This is a genomic window from Candidatus Harpocratesius sp., from assembly GCF_054039255.1.
Genome location: NZ_JBPLBG010000035.1, coordinates 63,885 through 86,347, shown reverse-complemented (window position 1 = coordinate 86,347; position 22,463 = coordinate 63,885). Strand labels below are relative to the sequence as shown.

Annotated in this window: 13 protein-coding genes; 3 read left to right on the top strand and 10 right to left on the bottom strand. The window is 31.4% G+C overall.

Annotated features, from left to right (window positions below; all coding sequences use genetic code 11):
* Positions 1 to 3 precede the first annotated feature (3 nt).
* From arcC to ACXLDF_RS09075, 7 genes are all read right to left on the bottom strand, one after another.
* The gene (gene arcC / locus ACXLDF_RS09105; RefSeq protein ID WP_457558204.1) at positions 4 to 915 is read right to left on the bottom strand and encodes a carbamate kinase; all 912 of its coding nucleotides are present in this window, start codon (positions 913 to 915) and stop codon (positions 4 to 6) included.
* 51 nt (positions 916 to 966) lie between these two features.
* Complete coding sequence (argF, locus tag ACXLDF_RS09100; protein ID WP_457558203.1) at positions 967 to 1,911, bottom strand: ornithine carbamoyltransferase; 945 nt, start codon at positions 1,909 to 1,911, stop codon at positions 967 to 969.
* A gap of 220 nt (positions 1,912 to 2,131) precedes the next feature.
* Positions 2,132 to 3,481, bottom strand: coding sequence for a cyclic 2,3-diphosphoglycerate synthase (locus tag ACXLDF_RS09095; RefSeq protein ID WP_457558202.1), 1,350 nt, complete (start codon positions 3,479 to 3,481; stop codon positions 2,132 to 2,134).
* A 582-nt stretch (positions 3,482 to 4,063) separates the two neighbouring features.
* Positions 4,064 to 4,384 (bottom strand): stress response translation initiation inhibitor YciH, encoded by a 321-nt coding sequence (yciH, locus tag ACXLDF_RS09090; RefSeq protein ID WP_457558201.1) that lies wholly within the window; start codon positions 4,382 to 4,384, stop codon positions 4,064 to 4,066.
* Positions 4,385 to 4,546: 162 nt separating this feature from the next.
* Complete coding sequence (locus ACXLDF_RS09085) at positions 4,547 to 6,034, bottom strand: RsmB/NOP family class I SAM-dependent RNA methyltransferase (RefSeq protein ID WP_457558200.1); 1,488 nt, start codon at positions 6,032 to 6,034, stop codon at positions 4,547 to 4,549.
* A 140-nt stretch (positions 6,035 to 6,174) separates the two neighbouring features.
* Entirely contained in the window at positions 6,175 to 7,698 is a 1,524-nt protein-coding gene (locus tag ACXLDF_RS09080; protein WP_457558199.1) for an MFS transporter, read from the bottom strand.
* A gap of 150 nt (positions 7,699 to 7,848) precedes the next feature.
* Entirely contained in the window at positions 7,849 to 8,958 is a 1,110-nt protein-coding gene (locus tag ACXLDF_RS09075) for a hypothetical protein (RefSeq protein ID WP_457558198.1), read from the bottom strand.
* Between the two features lie 131 nt (positions 8,959 to 9,089).
* On the opposite strand from ACXLDF_RS09075, the gene ACXLDF_RS09070 reads away from it, so the two are divergent.
* From ACXLDF_RS09070 to ACXLDF_RS09060, 3 genes are all read left to right on the top strand, one after another.
* On the top strand, positions 9,090 to 10,058 hold the full coding sequence (locus tag ACXLDF_RS09070) for a threonine ammonia-lyase (protein WP_457558197.1): 969 nt from the start codon (positions 9,090 to 9,092) through the stop codon (positions 10,056 to 10,058).
* Between the two features lie 21 nt (positions 10,059 to 10,079).
* Positions 10,080 to 10,865 carry a nitrilase-related carbon-nitrogen hydrolase gene (locus ACXLDF_RS09065; protein WP_457558196.1) on the top strand — a complete coding sequence of 262 codons (786 nt, stop codon included), beginning with the start codon at positions 10,080 to 10,082 and terminating at the stop codon, positions 10,863 to 10,865.
* Between the two features lie 159 nt (positions 10,866 to 11,024).
* Positions 11,025 to 13,643 (top strand): glycoside hydrolase family 36 protein, encoded by a 2,619-nt coding sequence (locus ACXLDF_RS09060; RefSeq protein ID WP_457558195.1) that lies wholly within the window; start codon positions 11,025 to 11,027, stop codon positions 13,641 to 13,643.
* Positions 13,644 to 13,659: 16 nt separating this feature from the next.
* Here the strand turns inward: ACXLDF_RS09060 and ACXLDF_RS09055 are convergent, their stop codons facing one another.
* The 3 genes from ACXLDF_RS09055 to ACXLDF_RS09045 form a co-directional block, all read right to left on the bottom strand.
* Positions 13,660 to 14,070, bottom strand: coding sequence for a hypothetical protein (locus ACXLDF_RS09055; protein WP_457558194.1), 411 nt, complete (start codon positions 14,068 to 14,070; stop codon positions 13,660 to 13,662).
* Positions 14,071 to 14,242: 172 nt separating this feature from the next.
* Entirely contained in the window at positions 14,243 to 15,385 is a 1,143-nt protein-coding gene (locus ACXLDF_RS09050; RefSeq protein ID WP_457558193.1) for a hypothetical protein, read from the bottom strand.
* Entirely contained in the window at positions 15,386 to 22,429 is a 7,044-nt protein-coding gene (locus ACXLDF_RS09045) for an FG-GAP-like repeat-containing protein (RefSeq protein WP_457558192.1), read from the bottom strand.
* Positions 22,430 to 22,463 lie beyond the last annotated feature (34 nt).

Sequence of the window (22,463 nt, the reverse complement as noted above, 5' to 3'; positions counted from 1 at the left end):
TATTTACTCTAAGTAAAAGGAAGTTCCGGCTTTACCTAATAATGACGCTTTAATATTGTCGATAGAAGTAATAATTGCTTGCTCTCCACCTTCTTCTAAGAAATTAATACATGCTTGAATCTTAGGACCCATACTTCCTGCAGGAAATTGCCCTTCTTCCAAGTATTTCTTTGCATCAGATACAGAAAGTCGATCTAATCTGATTTCATCTGGTTTACCAAAATTAAGAGCGACTTTTTCTTCATCAGTTGCAATTATTAGAATATTTGCTCCAATTTGTGCACCTAAACGTGCAGTTGCTAAATCTTTATCAATAACTGCTTCAACACCAGTGATTTTTTTATTTTCCTTAATTACAGGAATTCCACCGCCACCGCAAGCAATTACAATAAAATTATCTTCAATAAGTCTCTTAATCTCCCGATATTGGAAGATCTTATGAGGTTTTGGTGAAGGAACAACACGTCTCCATCCTTTAGATGTATGAACAAAACCTGGTTTTGGATGTTCATAAGCAGGGCCAATGGGCTTAGTTGGATTCTGAAAAGCAGGATCATCTCTTTTGACTTGAGTGTAGGTCAAAACGGTTAAAAATAACTTAGCTTTGTTTAATCCAATTCTCATAAGTTCTTCATCTAAGGTAGATTCGATCATAAATCCAATTTGACCTTGTGTTTGCGCTCCAATAATCGAGAGGGGCATTTTTGGGACTTCATCACATGCTTCTTGTTGAAGTAGAAGATTTCCTGACTGAGGACCATTACCGTGAGTTATAACAATTTGATAATCACGTGAGAGCTCGGCAATTTGGCGAACAGGCATCCGGATATTCGCTAATTGCTCCTCTGCAGTTCCTCGTTGACCTTTCTGAATTAAAGCATTTCCTCCCAAAGCTACGATAAGTGTTTTCATCATTTTTCACCTGTTGCCATTATCTTTTTTTGTTAGAGACTAAATTATTCCTACTTAATTCATTAGATTGAGTAAGAATAGAATAATTGCTTTTTGTACATGCAGCCGATTTTCTGCTTGATCAAACACTATTGATTGTGGACCATCTATTACTTCAGCAGTTTCTTCATAACCACGTTTCGCGGGTAAGCAGTTCATAAATATACAATCGGGTTTAGCTGCATCCATTACCTTGGAATTAACTTGATAAGGCATCAAATCCTTTACCCGTTTTTCTTCTTCTTCTTTAGGAATCCCATAAGACATCCAAGAATCTGCATAAATAATGTCTGCATCATGTGCACCTTCCATTACATCATGAATCACACGAACAACAGCACCTGTATCTTTTGAAATTTCATTACATTCATTAATTACTTCTTGTTCGGGTGCATATTCAGGATCTGATGGACAAACAACATCCATTTTCATTCCAAACATTGCGCACATTCGCATTAAGTCATAAGTAACATTATTTCGACAATCACCATAAAATGATAATTTTAAGCCATCGAAAGTACCCTTCTTTTCCTTTATAGTTTGGAAATCACATAAGATTTGGCAAGGATGTGCAAAATCATCTAACATATTAATTACAGGAACTCCAGCATTTGCAGCAATTTTTTGTATTTCTTCTCTCTTAAAAACTCGAGCTGCAATCATATCTACATATCGAGACGCACATTTTGTGGTATCTTCAATAGTTTCTTTGACTCCTAAAGGAGAATCTTTCACAGAATAGAAAATAGCATGCCCACCTAATTGTTCCATTCCAGTTTCAAATGAAACTCGAGTTCGTAAAGAAGGTTTTGCAAATAGCATTAAAAGAGTTCGATTCTTTAATTTTGAAGTATATTTCGGATTCCAACGATCTGCTTTCATTTGAATTGCGTAATCAATGATCTGCTCGCATTCAGCACGTGTAAAATCCGATACTTTAGTTAAATGTCGTAAAGCCATATTTTTCACCTTTTTTTTCTCTTTTTTTGGGAAAGTAATTTTTTGTTAATTTTTGTCGATATTATTGTATCGATAATAATACCTTCTTTCTCCTTGATCTATAATTTGACTGGAAAAATCAAAAAAAGGAAATAGATGAATTACACAACTCAGTAATTCATCAATTTTCATTAGTTTTCAATAACCATTTAGTATTTTTTTACAATTTCTTTTTATGCATTTATTTTTTTACATACTTTTCGATGAATTCATCGAGCATTGATTCAATTGAAGGAGTGCCAATGCATTCAATATCATAGTCAATTCTAACAATTGGCTTATTACATTTAATCAATCTGCTCAAATCAATAGGACTTCCATCAATTACAACATCAGCGGGAATGGCATTAATTGTGGCTTCTAAATCCTTGATTTGATTTTCATCATATCCCATTGCAGGTACAATTTCTTGTAATTGCTTAAATTCTTCAAAGATTTTCTTCTGTGATCCATGTAAATAAGGCTTTGGATCAACAATTTCACAATTATTTTGTTTGGCTGCAATATATCCTGCACCAATTGCCATATGTCCATGTGTTAAAGTTGGACCATCTTCAACAACAACTACTTTCTTGTTTTTAATCAAATCTGCTTTTCCTTCTTGAACTGTTACAACAGAATTACTTCGGATAACAGGTGCATTTGGATTTAATATTTTCAAATTATCTTCAACAATTTTAACATCTTCTGGTTTAGCAGAATTTAATTTGTTTAAAACAAATGCTTCACAAATTCGAGCATTAACTTCTCCAGGATAAAATTTCAGTTCATGTCCTGGTCGTAAAGGATCTACAACTGTGAACATTAAATCTGGAACATAAAATGAGATTTCATTATTTCCACCATCAAAGACAATAATATCCGCTTCTTTTTCAGCTTCTTCTAAAATTTTACCGTAATCAACACCAGAATAAATAACCAATCCTTGTTCAATATATGGTTCATATTCTTCACGTTCTTCAATTGTGCATTTATATTTATCCAAATCTTCATATGTAGCAAATCGCATGCAAGTTTGTTCAACAAGGTCACCATATGGCATAGGTTCACGCACAGCTACGACTTTATATCCCTTTTCTTTTAAATATCGATAAGTAGCTCGAGAAACTTGAGATTTACCACACCCAGTTCGCACAGCGGTAATTGCAACAACTGGTTTTTTGGATTTAATTTGAGTAAAGCGGGGGCTGATTAAACGATAATTCGCTCCAGCGGCTAATGCTCGAGCACCTTTATGCATAACATCTTCATGAGCAACATCACTATATGCAAAAACAACTTCATCAATTTGATTTTCTTTAACGAAATCAACCAAATTTGTTTCAGGAATCATTGGAATTCCATTGGGATATAATTTTCCAGCCAATTCAGCAGGATATTTACGCTCAACACCTTCTAAGGTACCCACATTTTGTTCTCCAGCCATAGTAAAGGCACGCACATCATATTCTTCATTATCTCGGAAGACTGTGTTAAAACAGTGAAAGTCAAATCCAAGAGCACCAATAATAACAACTTTTTTTCGTTCCATAGTAATTCCTCAATTTTCATTATGCTTTTCTAAATTTTTAAGCAATTTTTATGCAATTTTTATTATTTTTAATATATTGCAGATTCTAATCTATTTTTAATTTTAGATTAAGTTAATGGCAATGAATAAAAATGACTCCGCTTTATTCGCTTAAACGTAAAATACGTTCACAAATGAAGGGAGGAAATCTATGAACGAGCAGTGAGAGTGGGGTAGCGAGTTCTCACAAGACCCCAATACCAAAAAGATCTCGTTCACACTTCTAAATATTATCTCCTAAGTGTGTTCATTTAACCTTCTATTTAAAATTTCTGCTCTCCAATTCAAAAGGAAGTCAATTTCTCTAATTTGGGATAATGGGGTGAATTATGCCTATGATTTTCCCAAAGCAGTTGAATTCAACTATATTCAAGATAGACATGAGCCCAAAAAATAGGCAAACACAATGAGTGAAAAAATCAAATATCATCATTTATATTAATATCGCTTTTTTTATTTTATGATCCCAAATTAAATATTGTGAATAAAAGTAGAGAAAAAATAGAGACTTTCAACGAAAAAATAATTATAACCTAAAAAATTTTAAATAATTTCTATATTCTCTTCAGCATATCCAAGCTTCAATAAAAATTGTTTCAATTTCTTGCGATGATCACCTTGGATTTCAATAGAATTCCCTTTTACAGTGCCTCCACTCGCACAAAAACTTTTCGCTTTTTTTGCTATCTTTTTAAGGTTGGCTCCTTGAAAATTGTTGAAGTTTACGACACTTGTTAATTTTCCCCATTTTCTTTTGTCAATCGTAATAGTAATTTTCTGATCTTCTTGAGCCAATGACTCACAAACACATAACTCGATAGGGAGCGAGCATTTTGGGCATATTCCGACTAAATCTTTTGGCAAGTCTGGTATTTCACTCCAATATTTAAATATTATATTTGAATTGTATAAAGAACCAGTTATGGATCTTTACTAATGTAAGTTACTATTGATAAAATATAAATCTACTCTTTAAAATTTGGTTGTTATTGGGAATTAGAAGAGTCCGGATTAGTGCGAATAAGTTTAACGATTTTTTTTCTTAGCAAAGGTAGCGATAAAAAATCCAGCTGTATGATTATATAGGGGGGAAAATCGACTCATGGCTTTTTGAAGAGATAAAATATCAGATATATTGGATTTCTTAAGTGCTATTTGTTCAATGGAGTAGGAAGAAGGATACCAAGAAGGAAGAGAGACTGGAATTAGTGGTTCTAAGTTATAAATAAAATCAATAAATTGTAATTCATTTTCTTCAAGATACATGCTACATGTGGAGTATACCAAAATTCCACCAGGTTTTAATAATTTTAAAGCATTATAAAGCAGCATTTTTTGCAATATAACATGTTTTTGGAGAAAATTGGGAGACTGTCGCCATTTAATACCAGGATTTGAATGGAATGTTCCGCTACCAGTACAAGGAGCATCCAAAAAAATCAAATCAAAAGTATTTATTCTTCTAAAACATGGATTTATTCCATCCGATTGAATAATATGTATATTTTCTTTAGAATTTAGGGATGAAATTAAACGAACACGCCGAGTATGAATATCTTGGGCAAAAATCTTATCATTATCACTTCCAAATGAAGAAATAATACGTGTTTTACTCCCTGGAGCCGCACAATAATCCAAAATCATTAAAGGACGGGAATATTTTGCATTAACAGTACCTATTGCATTAAATCCTGCATATATAGAAAGAATTGAAGGAATTTCTTGAATAAATCCGCTTATTTTATCAAAATCAGGTTGTGAATTTAAAATCGGTTTAAATTTGTTTTCAATAATAAAAAGTGAAGGAAATTTGGAATGTTGTCTAAAAATAATTTGGTTTTTTTTACAGATTCTTTCAAATTTTTCATGATTATTTGATTTAACAAATACTCCGAATAATCCTTTCTCATTAATGGTTGAAATCGCCTTAATTTGTCCTTTTAACAAATGATAATCCATTATTTTACTCATTTGATTTAAAAAGAAAGATGGCATGGCAAACAGGAGACTTTGCTGTTCAATTAAAGATTTTCCTTTTAAAGCAATATCCCAATTAAAACTTATAATTCTCCGATAAAAATAAGAAAATTGCTTTTTAATGAGATATTTTGCTAATAGTGAATAAAGTTCTTCCCAAAGATCTTCAAAACTAGCATGTTCATAACGAATTCGATATGCAATATACAAAAATATACCGTTTTTTAATAAAGATGGAATCTCCTTTTTTGTTTTGACACCCCGAAAAGTTTTTTGCACGATGTATTGAAGTTGATTCTGATATCTTAATATTTCAATTTTATAATGATAAATCCAATTTGAATTAATATTCAAGGAAAAATTAGGAGATATCCTAGAACTAGATTGAGACATCTTAGAATTAGAGTGAAAAATCATAGAAAGAGCCCGAAGTATAATGGAAAGGGAATTAGAAGCAATATATACATCATTTTTCTTAAGATTTACGAGATTGTTATCTTTCTTTAATTGCTGTTCAAAATTTTTTTTTTTTTTCATTTCATTATTCGTGCCTCTCTGGTATTTCCCTCATTTGCTTAGTTCTTTAATTATTTGTTATTATTTGTAATTATTTTTAATTGCTTGTGATTATTTTTAATTGCTTGTGATTATTTTTAATTGCCTGTGATTATTTTTAATCACTTGTTATTATTTTTAATTTTTGAAACAAATTTTTCATCCTTTGACCTAAAAGCAATAATTTCCATTATGTCTTTGCTATCTACTTCAATTTCTTTAGAAATATTTCGCCAAAACCATAAAGGAATAAAGTACCAGAAAATACTTAAAATCAAAAGTAGTTTTCCATTTACTACATGAAATAAGAATTCATAAATGTAATATTGAAATGCAATGAACATATAGGTGAATCCCTTACCGAATTGATCAGAAAAGTGAAGCATAGCTTGTGAAGTGCCCATGTGTTCTGGTAGATTTACCTCAAGTAAAGTCGGAGTGCGATTAATCGTTATACTAGCCATAAAAAAGCTTCCAAAGAAAAGTGCTAAGAAATAAAAGGAATATGCAGGGTAAAAGAAAAAGATAGAGGTTATCAACTTAAAATACAGAATAGGGTTAATTGTATTATTCAGTAAAGTAGGATTTATGCCCAAATTCGAATATTCTATAGGATTTATTACTAAAAACGCCAGAATAAATAGAGGTATGGCAAGAATAATCCCCAAATATGTAAAATGTGCCCTTAGTCGAGGAGATTTGCGGTGAATTAGATCAAAAATAGGCCCTAATACAAGAGTTCCAATAAAATAGCCTGCTCCAGCAGCAGCTGCAAATATTTGAGATATTTGAATGCGAATAATATCAGGAAACGATGCAAAAGGGAAAGAAGTGAGATAAAAAACCAAAAATGAACTCATAATTGCCCCAGGGATAACTGCAAAGAAAGATAAAATCACAATATTTCGGTTAGTCTTCCGTTTCCAAATAATTTTAAAATCTTTTCGCGAAATTCTGAATGGATAAGCTAAATTTCCTTCGCGTAGTTGTTCTCCTAAATTTTTATCAAATAATTCCACTGAACTTGCGCCGCGTTCGGGAAATTCGAAAAAAAGCATTAAAACAAAAAGAATTACTGTTATTATAGATAAAATAACAAAAGAAAATTTCCAATGCAAATTCCACACATTTATTGGAGTTATAAAACCAGAAAGAAAATTTCCTGATACATTCCCTAAAGCATTAACAAAAGCCAGAATTCCGAATATTGTTGACCAGTATTTTGCTGAAATATAATCTGCTAAAAGAGAATAAATAATAGGAATGAATGCACCATATCCGATAGCTGTAATAATTCTACCAGTTAAAAATAGTGGAAATGTTTTAGCAATTGTGCAAAAAATTAATCCAAGTATAAAAAATAGAAGAGAGCCTTGCAGGATGCGTTTTCGATGAATTTTATCTATGAGATAACCCCAAATTAGTGAGATTAATGCCCCTATTAATATAAATATTGCTTCTTCAAACATAATGTATGTTAAAGAAGGTAGAGAAAAGTAATCTATAACTATACTGTAAATTGCGGGAATTAAATTCACTGTAGTGGCTCCAATCAATAAAAAGGTAATTAGTATCAAGATCTGAAAAAATTTTACAATTTTTCTACTGAAATTCCTTTTTATACTATTTACACTGATCTTGATCACACTCCTTCTTATCCGTTTTGTTCAATCTGAAATAATACTTTCGATAAAATAACAGATATCATGATAATAAAAATGAACTTAATAAGAATTTTGGGGAAAAAGAAAAAAAATAATATGTTGAAATAAATAACTTTGATTTTTTATTCCATTCTATTTTAGTTCTAGTTGAATAATAGCACCGCATTTTGTACATTTTCTAGCGGATAATGGTAATTTTCTTTTACAAACTGGACAATAATAAAAATCTTTTGAAGGATCTACCTTAATGTTATGAACTTTTGACAGAGATGGATTTTTTATATAGAATTTATCATCATTTTGATAAATTTTTAATTTTTGTTTTCGAATATGGAAAAAAGCACTTCCAATTAAGACAGGGAAAGGTAAAAACCAGATGTTCTCCAGTAAATGCATGCAAAAGTAATAAAATAAAACCATCCAGATATTTCGAGTTGAAGGATCTATAAATTGATAATATTTTTCATCAGAATATCCTAATAATCCAATGATTGGGTCTGAAATTAAAGTTCCCATTAAAAAGGGAATAAAAACACCTATAAAAAACAGAATTAACATGGTTTTAACATTACCTTGTAGATAAAATTTGCCTCCACGAATTGCTTGTCTTCCTCCGTGTTCATCAACAATTATTGCATGAATTATGAAAATTCCTCTAATAAAGAAATATACTCCTGGAAAAATCATCAAGATTGTACCAAATGTAATAATTATCGGAAAAAATATGAGATAAAGAATTGTTATTAATGCTTGCTCTTTGGATCGAAATGGAGCAATAAAGGATGATTTCCATGATTTTGAACCATCTATTTCGTTTGTTTGTATAAAATAGATTTTTCCTGTCGTGATTAACGTTAAGAATAAGATTGAAAAGAAAGGAATTGACCATCTTCCTAAATACGTCAGAGAAGTAAAAATCTGATAATATGTTTTCAAAGAATTTTCTTCTGGAGTTAAATCAGCACTTGAATTGGATATTTTTTCAATAATTGCATTATATTCTGGATTAATACTGTGAATATACCAATCAGCTGGAATATAAATTAATCTAAATAATGCAGTAAAAAAACTTATTGTAACTAATAAACCCAATGTTGGAAGTGCAGTTTTTATAAATAATTTCCAAGCATCGGCAAATACATCTTTTAAATGGATGGAAGTCGGTTGAAGTCCAAGCGTATTGTCCAGAGAAGTAGTATCAAGATCAATTCGTTGTGATTGATTTTTTGATGAAGGATTCATTATTGGTAAGAATGAAAAGTTGTAGAAAATATTTATTATTATATTCTAATACAATTGGTGTCGATAAATTATACAATTTAGACTCTTTGCATTCAATATAAAATATCTTATTCAAATTTTGGTTGAAAAAAATGATTACATATCAAAAAATTCAGCAAGCCTATCAACGAATTAAATCAGAAATTAATCATACTCCTGTAATGACTTCTAGAATGCTAAATAAAGAATTAGGTGCAGAAATTTACTTCAAATGTGAGAATTATCAAAGGATTGGGGCTTTTAAATTTCGAGGTGCTTTTAATGCGATCAGTCAACTTTCTCCTGAACAGAAAAAGTTAGGAGTCATTACACATTCATCAGGGAATCATGCTCAGGCTGTGGCTCTGGCTGCTTCACTTTTAAATATTTCAGCCACAATTGTTATGCCTAAAAATTCTCCCAAAGTGAAGATAAATGCAACTCAAAATACATATGGAGCCCGAGTTGTTTTATGTGAGAATACTGTCCAATCACGACAAGAAACATGCCAAAGAATAATAGAAAATGAAGGTCAAACATTAATTCATCCTTATGATAATGATGAAATAATTGCTGGAGCAGGGACGGCTGCTTATGAATTACTGTTAGATATTAATGATCTTGATATAATAATTACTCCAGTCGGTGGAGGAGGATTACTCAGCGGAACTTGCATTGCTGCCAAAGGATTCAATCAAAAATGCAAAATATATGCCGGAGAACCTTTAAATGCCGATGATGCATATCGTTCATTAATTTCAGGTAAAATTCAGAACAATAGAAATCCAAAAACGATTGCAGATGGACTTCGAACTAATTTATGCCAACGGACATTTCAGATCATCAAAAATAATGTAAATGGTATAATTTGTGTATCTGAGAGTGAAATCATTAGTGCAATGCGTTTTCTATGGGAAAGAATGAAATTAGTTGTGGAACCATCAAGCGCTGTTCCCTTGGCTGCATTAAAAACTGGAGAAATCGAAATCAAAGATAAAAAAATTGGAGTAATTTTAAGTGGGGGAAATGTAGATCTTAATGCATTTTTTGAGTTTCTCTCTTCAAATATTTCCGTTAATTAAATTTTAAAGGGTGGCAGTTAAGTGAAAATTGGATACATTCAATTTAATCCTGTTTTTGGAGAAAAAGAAGAAAATTTTCATCAAATAGAAAAAATAACTAAAGGAATAAACGCTGATTTATTAGTACTTCCAGAATTATTTGGTACTGGATATGCATTTAGGTCAAAAATCGAAGCAGAACAAATGTCAGAAGAACCAGGTGAAGAGACAACCACTTTCTTACAAGATCTTTCATCGTCTACTGGAGCTATTTTAGTAGGAGGATTTATTGAAAAGAAAGGTGATAACATCTTTAATGCAGCCTTAGTGGTAAATGAGAAGCAATTAATTGGCATATATGAAAAAGTTCATCTGTTTTACAAAGAAAAACTTTGGTTTGAGCCAGGTATTAAGGGATTTCAAGTATGGAAATTTCAGAACTGGAATCTGGGAGTGATGATATGTTTTGATTGGATATTTCCTGAATCTTGCAGATCACTTTCATTACAAGGTGCGGATATTATAGCTCATCCTGCGAATTTAGTTCTTCCATATTGTCAACGCGCTATGATCACCAGAAGCTTAGAAAATCGCGTTTTTACTATTACAGCGAATAGATTCGGTGAAGAACATCGTGGAGAAGATAACTTTTCATTTTCAGGAAGTTCCCAAATTACTGATCCAAGTGGAAATGTACTCACTTCAGCAGAAAAAAGTGAAAATAAAGTCGATATTGTTGATATAGATCCTTCTGAAGCAAAGAATAAAGAGATGAACGAATATAACGATCTTTTTAAAGATCGGAGAAAGCAATATTATCATTTATGATTCTTTTAGAAAATTTTAGAAAATTTTAGAAAATTTTTTGAAGTTTTTTGATTCTTTTTGAAGTATATTGAGATATGAGAAAAAAATAAATCTTAACAATATAAAATCATTGATAACATGTAACAATTTTTGGATAGATAAGATTTTACAAATTCTTTTATGGAAAAATCACCAAATTATCAATATATAATGCCAACCATTCATCTTGAAAAATCAGCTCAATCTTTAATGCTAAATTTAGGTGATCATACCATAAATTTTCATCTTCATAATGATATAATTTATTTTTCTCTTCAAAATGACACTATATCTTTAAAAGGCTGTACTGGGGCAATTTTTTTGCAGAAAGATCGAAATTTATTCAAATTATTTCCATCTATCATTAATAAATCCTTAGCTACCACTGAAATTATAGATTTTAATAACGAAATAGGAACTGGTAAGCAAATTCAATTAAAATGTTATTTTAAATCATTGGAAGATTTAACACTGGAGCTTCCATGCCGATGGCGCTTTCAATTTTATACATCTCGAAAAAATGGTCTGAAATTTCATTCTAATCCTTTTTTTTTAAGTATTCAGATATTAATTGATTTAATTCCAACTAAGTTGGCATCTTATGGATTATATGCTTATGCACCATTATATTGTGAAAATAACGGAACATTACATTTGATACAAGAAAATAAGATTCAAAATCCAGAGAATATCACTTTCTTTTCAAACGGATGGCAGTCTTGGTCGAATAATTATTTACTTACCTATTATGATAAATGGGTATCATCACCTGTTAAATTGGCACGCATTAACATGGAAAATCAAGAAAAATTACTTAAGGGTAGATACCAGAGTGAATGGCATACAGTAATTTCTGATATAGCAAGCCAATCGAACTTAATTCTTAGCTTTATTACTCTTAAAGACCAATTCTCTCGAATTGTAATGAATCGTCTCAAATCTGAAGGAAAAATAGAATGGTTATGCGCTTATTCACAATGCGATTCAATTATCCTTCAAGATTTGAATGAAGGTTTGCGTAAATCGGAAATCTTAATGGTCACTTTAAATATAACTCCTGAAGCTTATGAAATCTTAACAGAAACCTGTAGAATTGGAGGTTTAATAGCAAAAAAACCAAATGCAGATAAAATCTTAACTGGGTGGTGTAGCTGGTACTATTATTACACTAAAGTTAAAGAAACAGATGTTATTTCAAATTTGGAGTTCTTTAAGAATCATATCGATTATCCAATTGATTTAATCCAGTTAGATGATGGCTATCAAAGAGCTATTGGAGATTGGGGAACGCAAAATTCCCAGTTTAATTCAAAATTTCCTCATGGTTTAAAATGGTTAGTAGAGAAAATTCATCAAACATCGTTTCAAGCAGGACTTTGGATTGCACCCTTCTTTATGACTAAAAATTCAGAATTCTTTCAAATGCACAAGGAATGGATACTAAAAAATAAGAAAAATATGCCTGTATCGACTGCTTTCAATTGGGGTGCAAACCAATATGCCATTGATCTAAGTCGAACTGAAGTATTGGAATATTTATCTAATCAAGCCAGAACTATATCTAACGAATGGGGTTTTGATTTCCTAAAAATCGATTTTTTATATGCTTCAGAAGTAATTGATTTTATTTATCATGATCAAAAATATTCACGCGCTCAAATTCTCAGAAGAGGTTTACAATCAATTCGAAATGGATTCGGTAATTCAAAGAAGATATTAGGATGTGGTTGTCCTCTTGGTCCTGCAGTAGGGATGGTTGATATCATGCGTATAGGCCCTGATACGGCAGCAAGTTGGTTTAAAAACGAATTTTTGTTCTATAAACTAGCAAAAATTTCGGTAACATCTTTAAAAGCTGCCTTAAAATCAACAATTCAACGTTCTTATATGCATAATACTTGGTGGATAAATGATCCTGATTGTGTAATTGTCAGAGAAAATCGATCCCATCTAACAGAAGCCGAAATTCAGTTAGAGTTGACCATTTTTGGTTTAAGTGGAGGACAAATATTGATTTCTGATGATGAAAAACTTGTAAGTCGAGAACGTCTGGATCTCCTTAACCGATTATTACCACCTTATTCACATAAATTCAAAAAATTGCCTTATCATGAAAGTATTAAATTAGTTAATCAAGATCAAGACTTAATACCGGAGTCAATCCCATTAGATATATTTTCTTCTCAAAATCCTTCTCTTTATGCTAAAACTATTAGGATATGTGATATTGATGCTTCAGAAAGGCATTTAATTTGTGTCATCAACTGGAAAAATCAAAAATCAGCAAAAACATACAAGTTAAATCAACTAATTATATTTAGATACTGTAATTTATATAAACAAGGACAGAAATTTGTTGTTTTTGATTATTGGAATGAAGAAATATTAGGAATTTATAAAATAGATGAAAATATTTTATTGCAACCAATTCCTGCACATGGTTGCAAATACTTAGCAATAATTCCACTTATTCAAGTTGAAGCCTTTCCTTTATTTATTTCATCTACCGTTCACATTTGCCAAGGAGTATTAGAAATTAAAAGACTAGAAATAAATGAAAAAAGTGGTGCAATGACAATCAATTTGGAATTACCAGGAAAGCATGCAGGTGATCTCTATTTCTTTGCTAAAGAAAAATTCTCAGTTCCATCATGTACTCACACAATTACAATAAAACAGATAAAATGGGGCTTTATTTATAAAATTCATGTATATATTGAATATTCAAGTAAAATTGAAATTGTTTGGGAAAGAAGATAAAAAAATATTTATTTATTTATTTTACTTTTAGGATTTTCTTTACAATTGGAGTAAATTCTTCAAATTCATAGATATTTCCACTCCAATTTTTCATTGTTTCTGGAGTTATGAATTTTTCAAAGGCATCTATAATAGCAGTTAGAATTTGATCAATTTTTTTTTCTTTTAATTTTGTTTCCTTACCTACAATAAATACATAATAAAGTGGCATTTTTTTTCCAATTCGTAACATTATCCGTAGTTTACCAAGCTCAAATGTTGAAATAAAATCACCACTAGCCATACGTGCGAATTGTAAGACGCCTGTAAGGTAACTGGCAGTTAATAACATTGATTGATCTTCCTTATTTTCTGCTTTTGTTGTGCAGAAATAAAATAGAATCTGACCACCGCGATCTAGAATGTATAATTCTTGTCGTTTGCTCATTGTAATACTCCGATATTTGTACCTAGTTAAATTTTTGTTCTATTTAAATATATTTTTCCAGATTATCATAGATAATTCGCTTTTTTATGAATTTCTCAATTATTTACATTGTTTATTCAAAAAAAACAAAAAAAAAGTTCTAATTAATAAAAAAAAATACATGGCTTTACATTTAATCAGTTGCAGAAATATCTTCACTTGCTGATTCTTTCTTAGCGGTTTCGTAAGTTTTCTTGAAAATATAATATTGGTCCTTCAAGGTATCTAAAGCCATTAAGAGAACTTGCTCATTTTGTGATTTTTCACGATATTGTTTTCGAATAGTATCTATCAGATATTCTGGATAAATTGGCTCAAGTTTAAAATCACAGGTAAGACAATAATATTCATTACCATTTGTATCTTGAAAAACTGCAATCATTTTATTTTCCCACATGATTTTCAAGACTTGATCCACATCATCTACTCCCTTTTTACGGAGTTTTTCCAAATCATTACGAGTAACAATCGCTTCACGTATCAATTTTAAAACTTCATAAGCAGGAGGATTTAAAATAATCTCTTCAATAATCTTAAGATTATCTGCTTCACTTGGGATATAATTTGTAAAGAAATGCCTTACTTCAGTTCTATACATATCAACCAGAGTTTCTGGAAGATGTCTATCCACAGGATCTTTCAACAATTGAATTGGTGGGAGTCGAAATATAGCAAGATCTTCAATCAGAAACACTAAATCTGATGAAATACCCTTTACAGAAACGACTTTAACCATACCATTTTTTACAAGCGATGCAATAATATTTTCAGAATCGACCAGACCATCTCGATAGACATCTCGTAACCAAACTGCAAGCTCGGATTTTGGGATAGCTACTTCTTGGTGTAATCGATTAATTATCAAACGCTTTATCTCGTTATTTATGATAGATGCATAACGTTGTTCTTGGGTTAAAGTTGGGTAAACAGATAATCGTTGGAAATAAGTCGGCAAGATTTGTTCTAAATTTGGAGTCCCAATATTTGATAAAATCTGCCGAGATATTTCGATCATCCCTTCTTCAAATGAGTCGGGATCTTCACTCGTTAACAGAAGAAGAATCACATAAATAGAAGATTCTGGACCTGTATAATAAGAAGCAAGGTTTATTGGCCCTGCTGTGAGTGAAACCATACCTGCTTCTCCGGTAAACTCATGTTGCGAATATAGCTGCATCATGGTTTTTTCTTCTAAATTGATTCCTTCGGGATATGTTGCAACGATTTCAACACCAGTTCGTTCATCCCAATGCATTATAACCATTCCACTTGGCATTTATAAACCTCCTCCTTGTTTTTGGTCGTCATGACCAATTTTAGAACCTATTTTGAGAGCTTTTGGACCTTTTAGGTCTAAAATATCTTCTAAATCTAGATCAAGGAATTTCCAAGCATTTCCATATTTATCAGCAAGAAGTTCATGATAACTACGCATAATTGGGTCATCACTGATCGTTGCATTTTTACTAATTTCCTTCATTGTCTGATCGATCTTCTTAATTGTTTCAGGAATTCTGAGATATCGAATATATTTTGTACTTCCAACAATAGCAATTGCAATTAGAGCTACACTTCCACCAATATAAACGAAAATCTTCGGGATATGAGTACCTGCAATTACATATTCTGGAGGTGTTATTGAAATTGTTATTGTATATGGATTAATTGAATAGTTGGCTTTCTGAATGTAAATCGTGGCAGAATCAGTAATGGCAGAAACCAATGCATTATATTCATCCGTATCAGTTTTAATAATATATTCATACACTCCAGCTTGTTTCTCTTCAAATGTATATGTTTTTCCTCGATAATTCATAGTAACAGTAGCATTTGTCAATGGTTGATTACTATTCACGGGATCAGTCAAAGTTAATTGAATGATTATATCTTCTCCTTGTGGTTGAGATACCACATTATCTTGTAATTCCGTTGGAACTGTCAATTTTACTGGTTTTGGTTCAATTTGTATTGTAATTGAACCAGCTCGCTCTAGATAGTTTGCTTTACCCATATGAATTATCAAAAGGTAAGTGCCAATTGATCTATTTGCAGTATCGAAATCTAGAAGATAGATCCCATTCCCTAACTCTTGAAGCTGGCCAATTTGAGTTACACCACCAACTTCCCATTCATAATAAGCTAAATCAGCATTTTCAATTCCATTTCCCATTGCATCTTCATAAGTAATCATGAAAAGATGTTCTGTAGTTACATTTATCTTCAAAGTATCTTGTAGAAAGATTGAATTATTAATAGTTGTTTCAATTCGATTGATATCTACATAAATACTTATTGTTTGAGTTGCATATTGCGATTTTGCTGCTTGGATATGAATTGTATATGTTCCAACTCCAAGGAATTGAGTAGAATTGAAAGTTATTTCATAATGACCACTACCAGTATGAAGTAATTCTCCTGTAAAATCTGCAATCTGTCCAACAGAATATGTAATTAATGCATCTGTGATTGGAATGTCATTCACCAGATCTTCATATAAAATACTAATAGTGAAATTTTCATTCCAAGTCAAAGAATAATCAACAGAATAATCACTCGTCATGTTAGTTGTTACTGTTAAAACATTTACTGTAATTAGAACTTCACGAGCACCATAGGTTGATTTTGATGCAGAAATTATAAATGTATAAGTTCCGGTTTGCTCTAAAAGTGTGCTTGAAAATTCAATTAAGTAAATACCAGATCCTTGACCGGTTAAGTTCCCAGTAAAGCTAGAATCATCTGTAAGTGTATATGTGACAGAAGCATCGTTTATAGCAACAGGGTTATTCAAATTTGTAATATTCATATATTGAACTTGAAGTGTGATATTTTGAGTCCAATAAAGTGTGATTTCTTCATTTGAAGCATTTAGTTGAGTTGGAATTAAGCCAATATCAACAATTATGCTTAATTGTTTCGTTTCATATTGGTTCTTTGTTGCAGTGACTAAAAATGTAAAAGTACCCTGGCCAAAATCGTCAGCATTTAAGGTAATATTATACCAACCACTTCCAATATGAGAAATTACTCCAGTATCAGAAAATCCATTTGGTCCTGAAACTTCATATGAGACAGTTGCATCAGATGTTATTGGTACAGGAGTTCCTGTTTCATTATTTTGGTAAAGTAAAGCGAGAGTAAATGAATTACCTAATTGAACTACTATTGATTCATCTGCAGCAGTTAAGGAAGTAGGTATTGTTGCAACTTCTACTGTAATGGTTAAATTACGTGTTACATAATGGTTTTTTTGAGCAATAATGTTATATACATAAGTTCCTTTCTCTGGTAAATCTTCAGATGGATTAAAGGATTTTAAGTAAATTCCATCACTTGAATGGGTTAAAAATCCAGAACTTGTATATCCATTAGGACCAATTACAGTGTAGGTAATTGTTCCATCAGTTATTGGAACAGTACTTGCTCCATGAGTATCTTCAAATGTACAATTTAATGTATAATCATTTTCCCAAGCAACTGAAATTAAGGTGTTTACAGTTGTCAATCTAGTGGTGATTTGATTTACATTTACAATAATTGAAATTCGCTGTGTTTCATATTCTGATTTACTTGCTTCAATTTGGATTGTATAAGACCCTGTAGTTCCAAACATCGTTGAGCTGAAATCTTTTGAATAATATCCACTACTTTGGAAATCTAATGTACCTACAAGGCTATCCATTCCAGAAACACTATAAGAAACGGATGCATCTGTCGAAATTGGTATTGGGTTTTGTGAATCTGAAACATCTTCATATGTTACTCCCAAAGTGAAAAGTTCTCCCCAATATATATCAATAGTTGTCGCATCAGGTGTTAAACTTGTCTGTACAATTGCAATATCAACAGATATTGTAAGTACTTGAGTTTCATATTGATTTTTAGTAGCTGTAATCACAAAAGTATAGGTTCCTGCTTCAGGAAAAGTATGATTTTCTGCATTATATGTGATATTATAATCTCCATTACCTGTGTGGGATAATTGAGTATGATTTTCATAACCATTTGGTCCAGTAAAATCAACAGAAACATTCCCATCAGTAATAGCAACAGCAGTACCTCTAACGTCCATGAATGTTGTTGAGATTGTGAAACTTTCACCCCATGTTATAGCAATATTAGACACTGGAGTTGTAAATTCCGTAGGAACAATTGATATATCAACAGTTATCCATACTTGACTTGTTTTGTAAAATTCCTTTTCAGCTAAAATTTGGAAATTATATTCACCTGCTTGTCCAAAATCAGTGCTATTTAGCGTAATACTGTAAATTCCAGGAGTTGCAGTTTCAGTTAATGGATGAGGTGTAAATGTTGGATCTCCGAAAATATAATAATAGACATCAGCCCCACTTACAGCAAGATTATTTACAACATCGGTATAATTTATTGTAAATGTAAAGTTCTCTTCCCAATAAAGCTCTATAGGATCAATGTAATCTGCACTATTAATGGAAGTATTAATCTCTTTAATAATCAAATCAAATGAAAGCGTCTGAGAACTATAATTCAGATGACTAACATCAAAATTTATTTGATATTGTCCCAAACTTGCTACCTTTGATGTGTTAATTGTGAAAGTATAGTTTGTGTATCCACCATTACTTACTTCATTCATTGCTTGATTTGAATCATAATCCCAATCAATGGTTGCAGTGGCACTGCCGACATCTGCAGAATTTGCCTGATAAATTAAAGTGACAGAAACTTGAGTTCCATAATATACTTCAAGAGTAGATCCAATCAGAGATGATTCAGTATAGACTGCTGCAGTTGTAGCGATCGGATTAATTGTTATTGTTTTTACAAGAGGGGTTGGATCTCCACCATATCCTGTAGTTGATGCCCAAACACTCAATTGATAAACATTGCTAGCTTCATCCACTGAAATTCCATCATTTTCAGGATTGATCTTAATACGATAAACTCCAGTACTTATTCGAGTGACACTTGCATTGTAATATACTTCTTGCAATGATTCTACATTTTCTAAACGAACACCTACTGTATCAGCGTTAAATAATGTAGCTGGATTTGATTTGTAAGAAACAGATACATTTACATCAAATGATAGCGTACTTGAAAAATCAAAGTTGGTTGGAATAGCGGTAATATTTGTAAGATATGTTTGATAATCATCAGGATAGATAGATACGTTAAATGTTACTTCATTATATCCAGCTAAAGTAAAATTATAGAAATCTACAAAATTTCCACTATCACTTACATTTTTAAATGGTTTTTTACTCCCTCCATAATAAATATATGCGGTATAGTTTCCTTGTGAAGATGATCCATCTTTTAATTTATACCAAAAATTAAATCCAAACGAATCTTGAGCAATACCAAGTTCATCACTTGTTAAATTGACTAGTGAAATTCCATTTTGAATAATTTCTACCATTGCACCTTCAATATTAGTTCCATCAGGATCAACTACAGTAATTTTTTGCTGAGCAATAGGGATTTCTACATTCTTTACATATGTTTCTTGTAGTTCCATATAGATTTGACCATATTGAACAATATTTGAATCATTATGCGTACGAATCTTTATATTTAATCCATATATTGGTTTAACATAATTCCAGAGATAATATTCTTCTGACCAATCTTTAACATTATTTCCAGTAAAATCTTCAGTGTATGTTTTTAATAAATTAAATCCACCTTGATTATCTAAACCATAAATATCAACTCTAGAAATATATGAACTAATATTTGAGAGAGAAATATTCAACCAATTTATTGATTGCTCACCGATTTGATTAATGGAAGTACCAGTAGTTCCATTTGCATAAATAAACCATTGATATTCATAATCTCCACCAGTTAAATCAGTTGGAACACTTGCATTTAGATCATATGCTGATTCAGTTAGATCTTGTTGATCTAAGGAACTATTAAGAACAGGTGTAATTGATGGGTTGTAATTAGTATTTTGATAATCAACAGAAAACTTATATAGATTTCCAGGATTTCGATTTAACCAAATAGCAGATGCCTCACCAGAACCATCCAAAGTATATTCAGCAAGATTTGAAGTATCACCCCAATTTCCTTCGTAAAGAGTAAGATTTCCGAGACTCACAGGGTTGTTATCTACATCATGGACTTTGAAGTGAATCTGCCATAAATCTGAATCGATAAGGAATGATTCTCTAGTATTATTTATGGTAACTGTTCCTGAAAAGACAGAATGATTTCCAAATTGATTTTGGATTGAAACATTTAAGTTATATGTTGCAAAATCAAGATCTGTAAATTGTGCAGTCCCATCAGATGAAGTACTTAAAATCTCAGAATAATCTCCAGGACCGTTCTTATTATCTAATATAACACCCAAATTGGAAATTGGATATTTATCAACATCATAGACTTGTATTGTAAGATCCGGTGGTTTTATTTCTGAAGAATAAGTTGAAATTACAGGCGCAGCTGCAACTATACGAGAATCATATGCACCAAAAATATTTGTCATTTGACTAGAATATACATAATAATTACCGATATAATATCCTTCTTCAGGACTTTGCCATTCTGGATTTGTCATATCAGATTGTTCCCAAACAACCATACGTCCATCATAGTAGGTACTTGTATCAGGTCCACTAAAACAATTAGCAACAATTTCAAGATTACCATCATTATCAGGATCACCAAATCGTGGAAATGTTATTCTTGAAAACAATACGTCTTCATTATACCATTCCATCTGACCTAAATTGACTGAGTTATCTCCATCTACTTCATATACTCGGATGGATGTTGAATTGGTATTTTCATTATTACCCATTAATATTTCCATTTTGCCATCATTATCCCAGTCAGCAACATCAGAAACCATACCATTTGGTGTGTTTGTTATGAAATTAGCTTTCCATTCTAAAGCAGTTCCATTCCATTCCCATAAATGGATATAGCCATAATAATTTCCACTTAGTAAAACCTCAATTTTTCCATCAAAGTCAATATCTTCAGCAATTATTGAATAAACATAGCCAGGAATACGTTGATCAGTAGAGTTACTTGAATCACCATACCAATCATAAGAACCAGTAGAAGTATTATATAGAAAATATCCAAATCCATAATTTCCTGCATAATTACCTACTATAATATCCATCCAACCATCATTGTTAAGATCCACTAAAGATGCATGCATCATTCGATATGGAAGAATTAAGCGATTTTCGATATACATTGTTTTATTTGGATATAATCCATATATAACGATAGAATATTTGCTATTTGCATCATAATTATAATCAGGAGCAACGATTTCAGCTTTTCCATCATGGTCCATATCCCATGCATAAATATCATAATGAGTACTTCCGTAAGTGGTATTTAATCCCTCAAAATAGTATCGTGTATTCCAAATAGATTGCCACTGCCCTGTTTGGCTATTATAATCAATAAATTTAAAATCATCATTTATATCATTCATTACTAGTTCCACATTACCATCACCATCAAAATCACCAGGTGCCATATCAAAAAGATTCTGTAAATAATCATATTGGCGTGGTTCTCCCATGGTTAAAGAGAGATCTTCATCCCAAATAGTTAATTCACCATATCCAATATCTGCGCTTTTTCGATAACTTCCATAGGCTAAATGATAATTTCCATCACTTACTGGGTCGGAATACCAATTGTAATTAGTTTTCCACGTTAAAGCGGACTCGAGAGAATCCTTTGGACCATTTGATATGATATCAAAATACACCATTAAGGTGACATTTGTATTTGCCTCCATCTTTCCAGGAATTTCAATCCATAGACGACCAGTTGCATTATTCAAAGCATTAAAAACATTTTCTGTGGGAATAAATAAGGATTTTAAGAGATATTGCTTTGAATCAGAATAACTTGAGTTAGCAATAATCATAGAACCTGATGCATCATATTGAACCACTCTGATGGAATTTTCATCAAATTCTTCCGATGATAAGCTTAAATCGCTTAAGATCGAAGTGAAATTAAGATATAAATTAATAGAATAGTCTGTTCGATTATAGAAGGACGAATTTACTTCTATTGGAAAACGATATGTCCAATCAGTGCTCCACCATTCATATTTTAATCCAGGATCATAATTTGCAGAACTTGCAGGATTAAAATTGGGAACTTGGATATCATTTGTAGGCGAAAATCCTGTTTCATCTGAAAATGTGTCCTCCTTAAAAAAAAGCAAAGGAGAACTCTGAGATGATTCAGAATTAGAAGAAATTGCGATATTTACATTCCAAGTCGATAAAGAAAGTAAAAATATCACAATTACACCCGAAATATAACGAGAGTTCTTAGAATTCATATGAAAACCACTTATCATTGAACTTTTGATTATA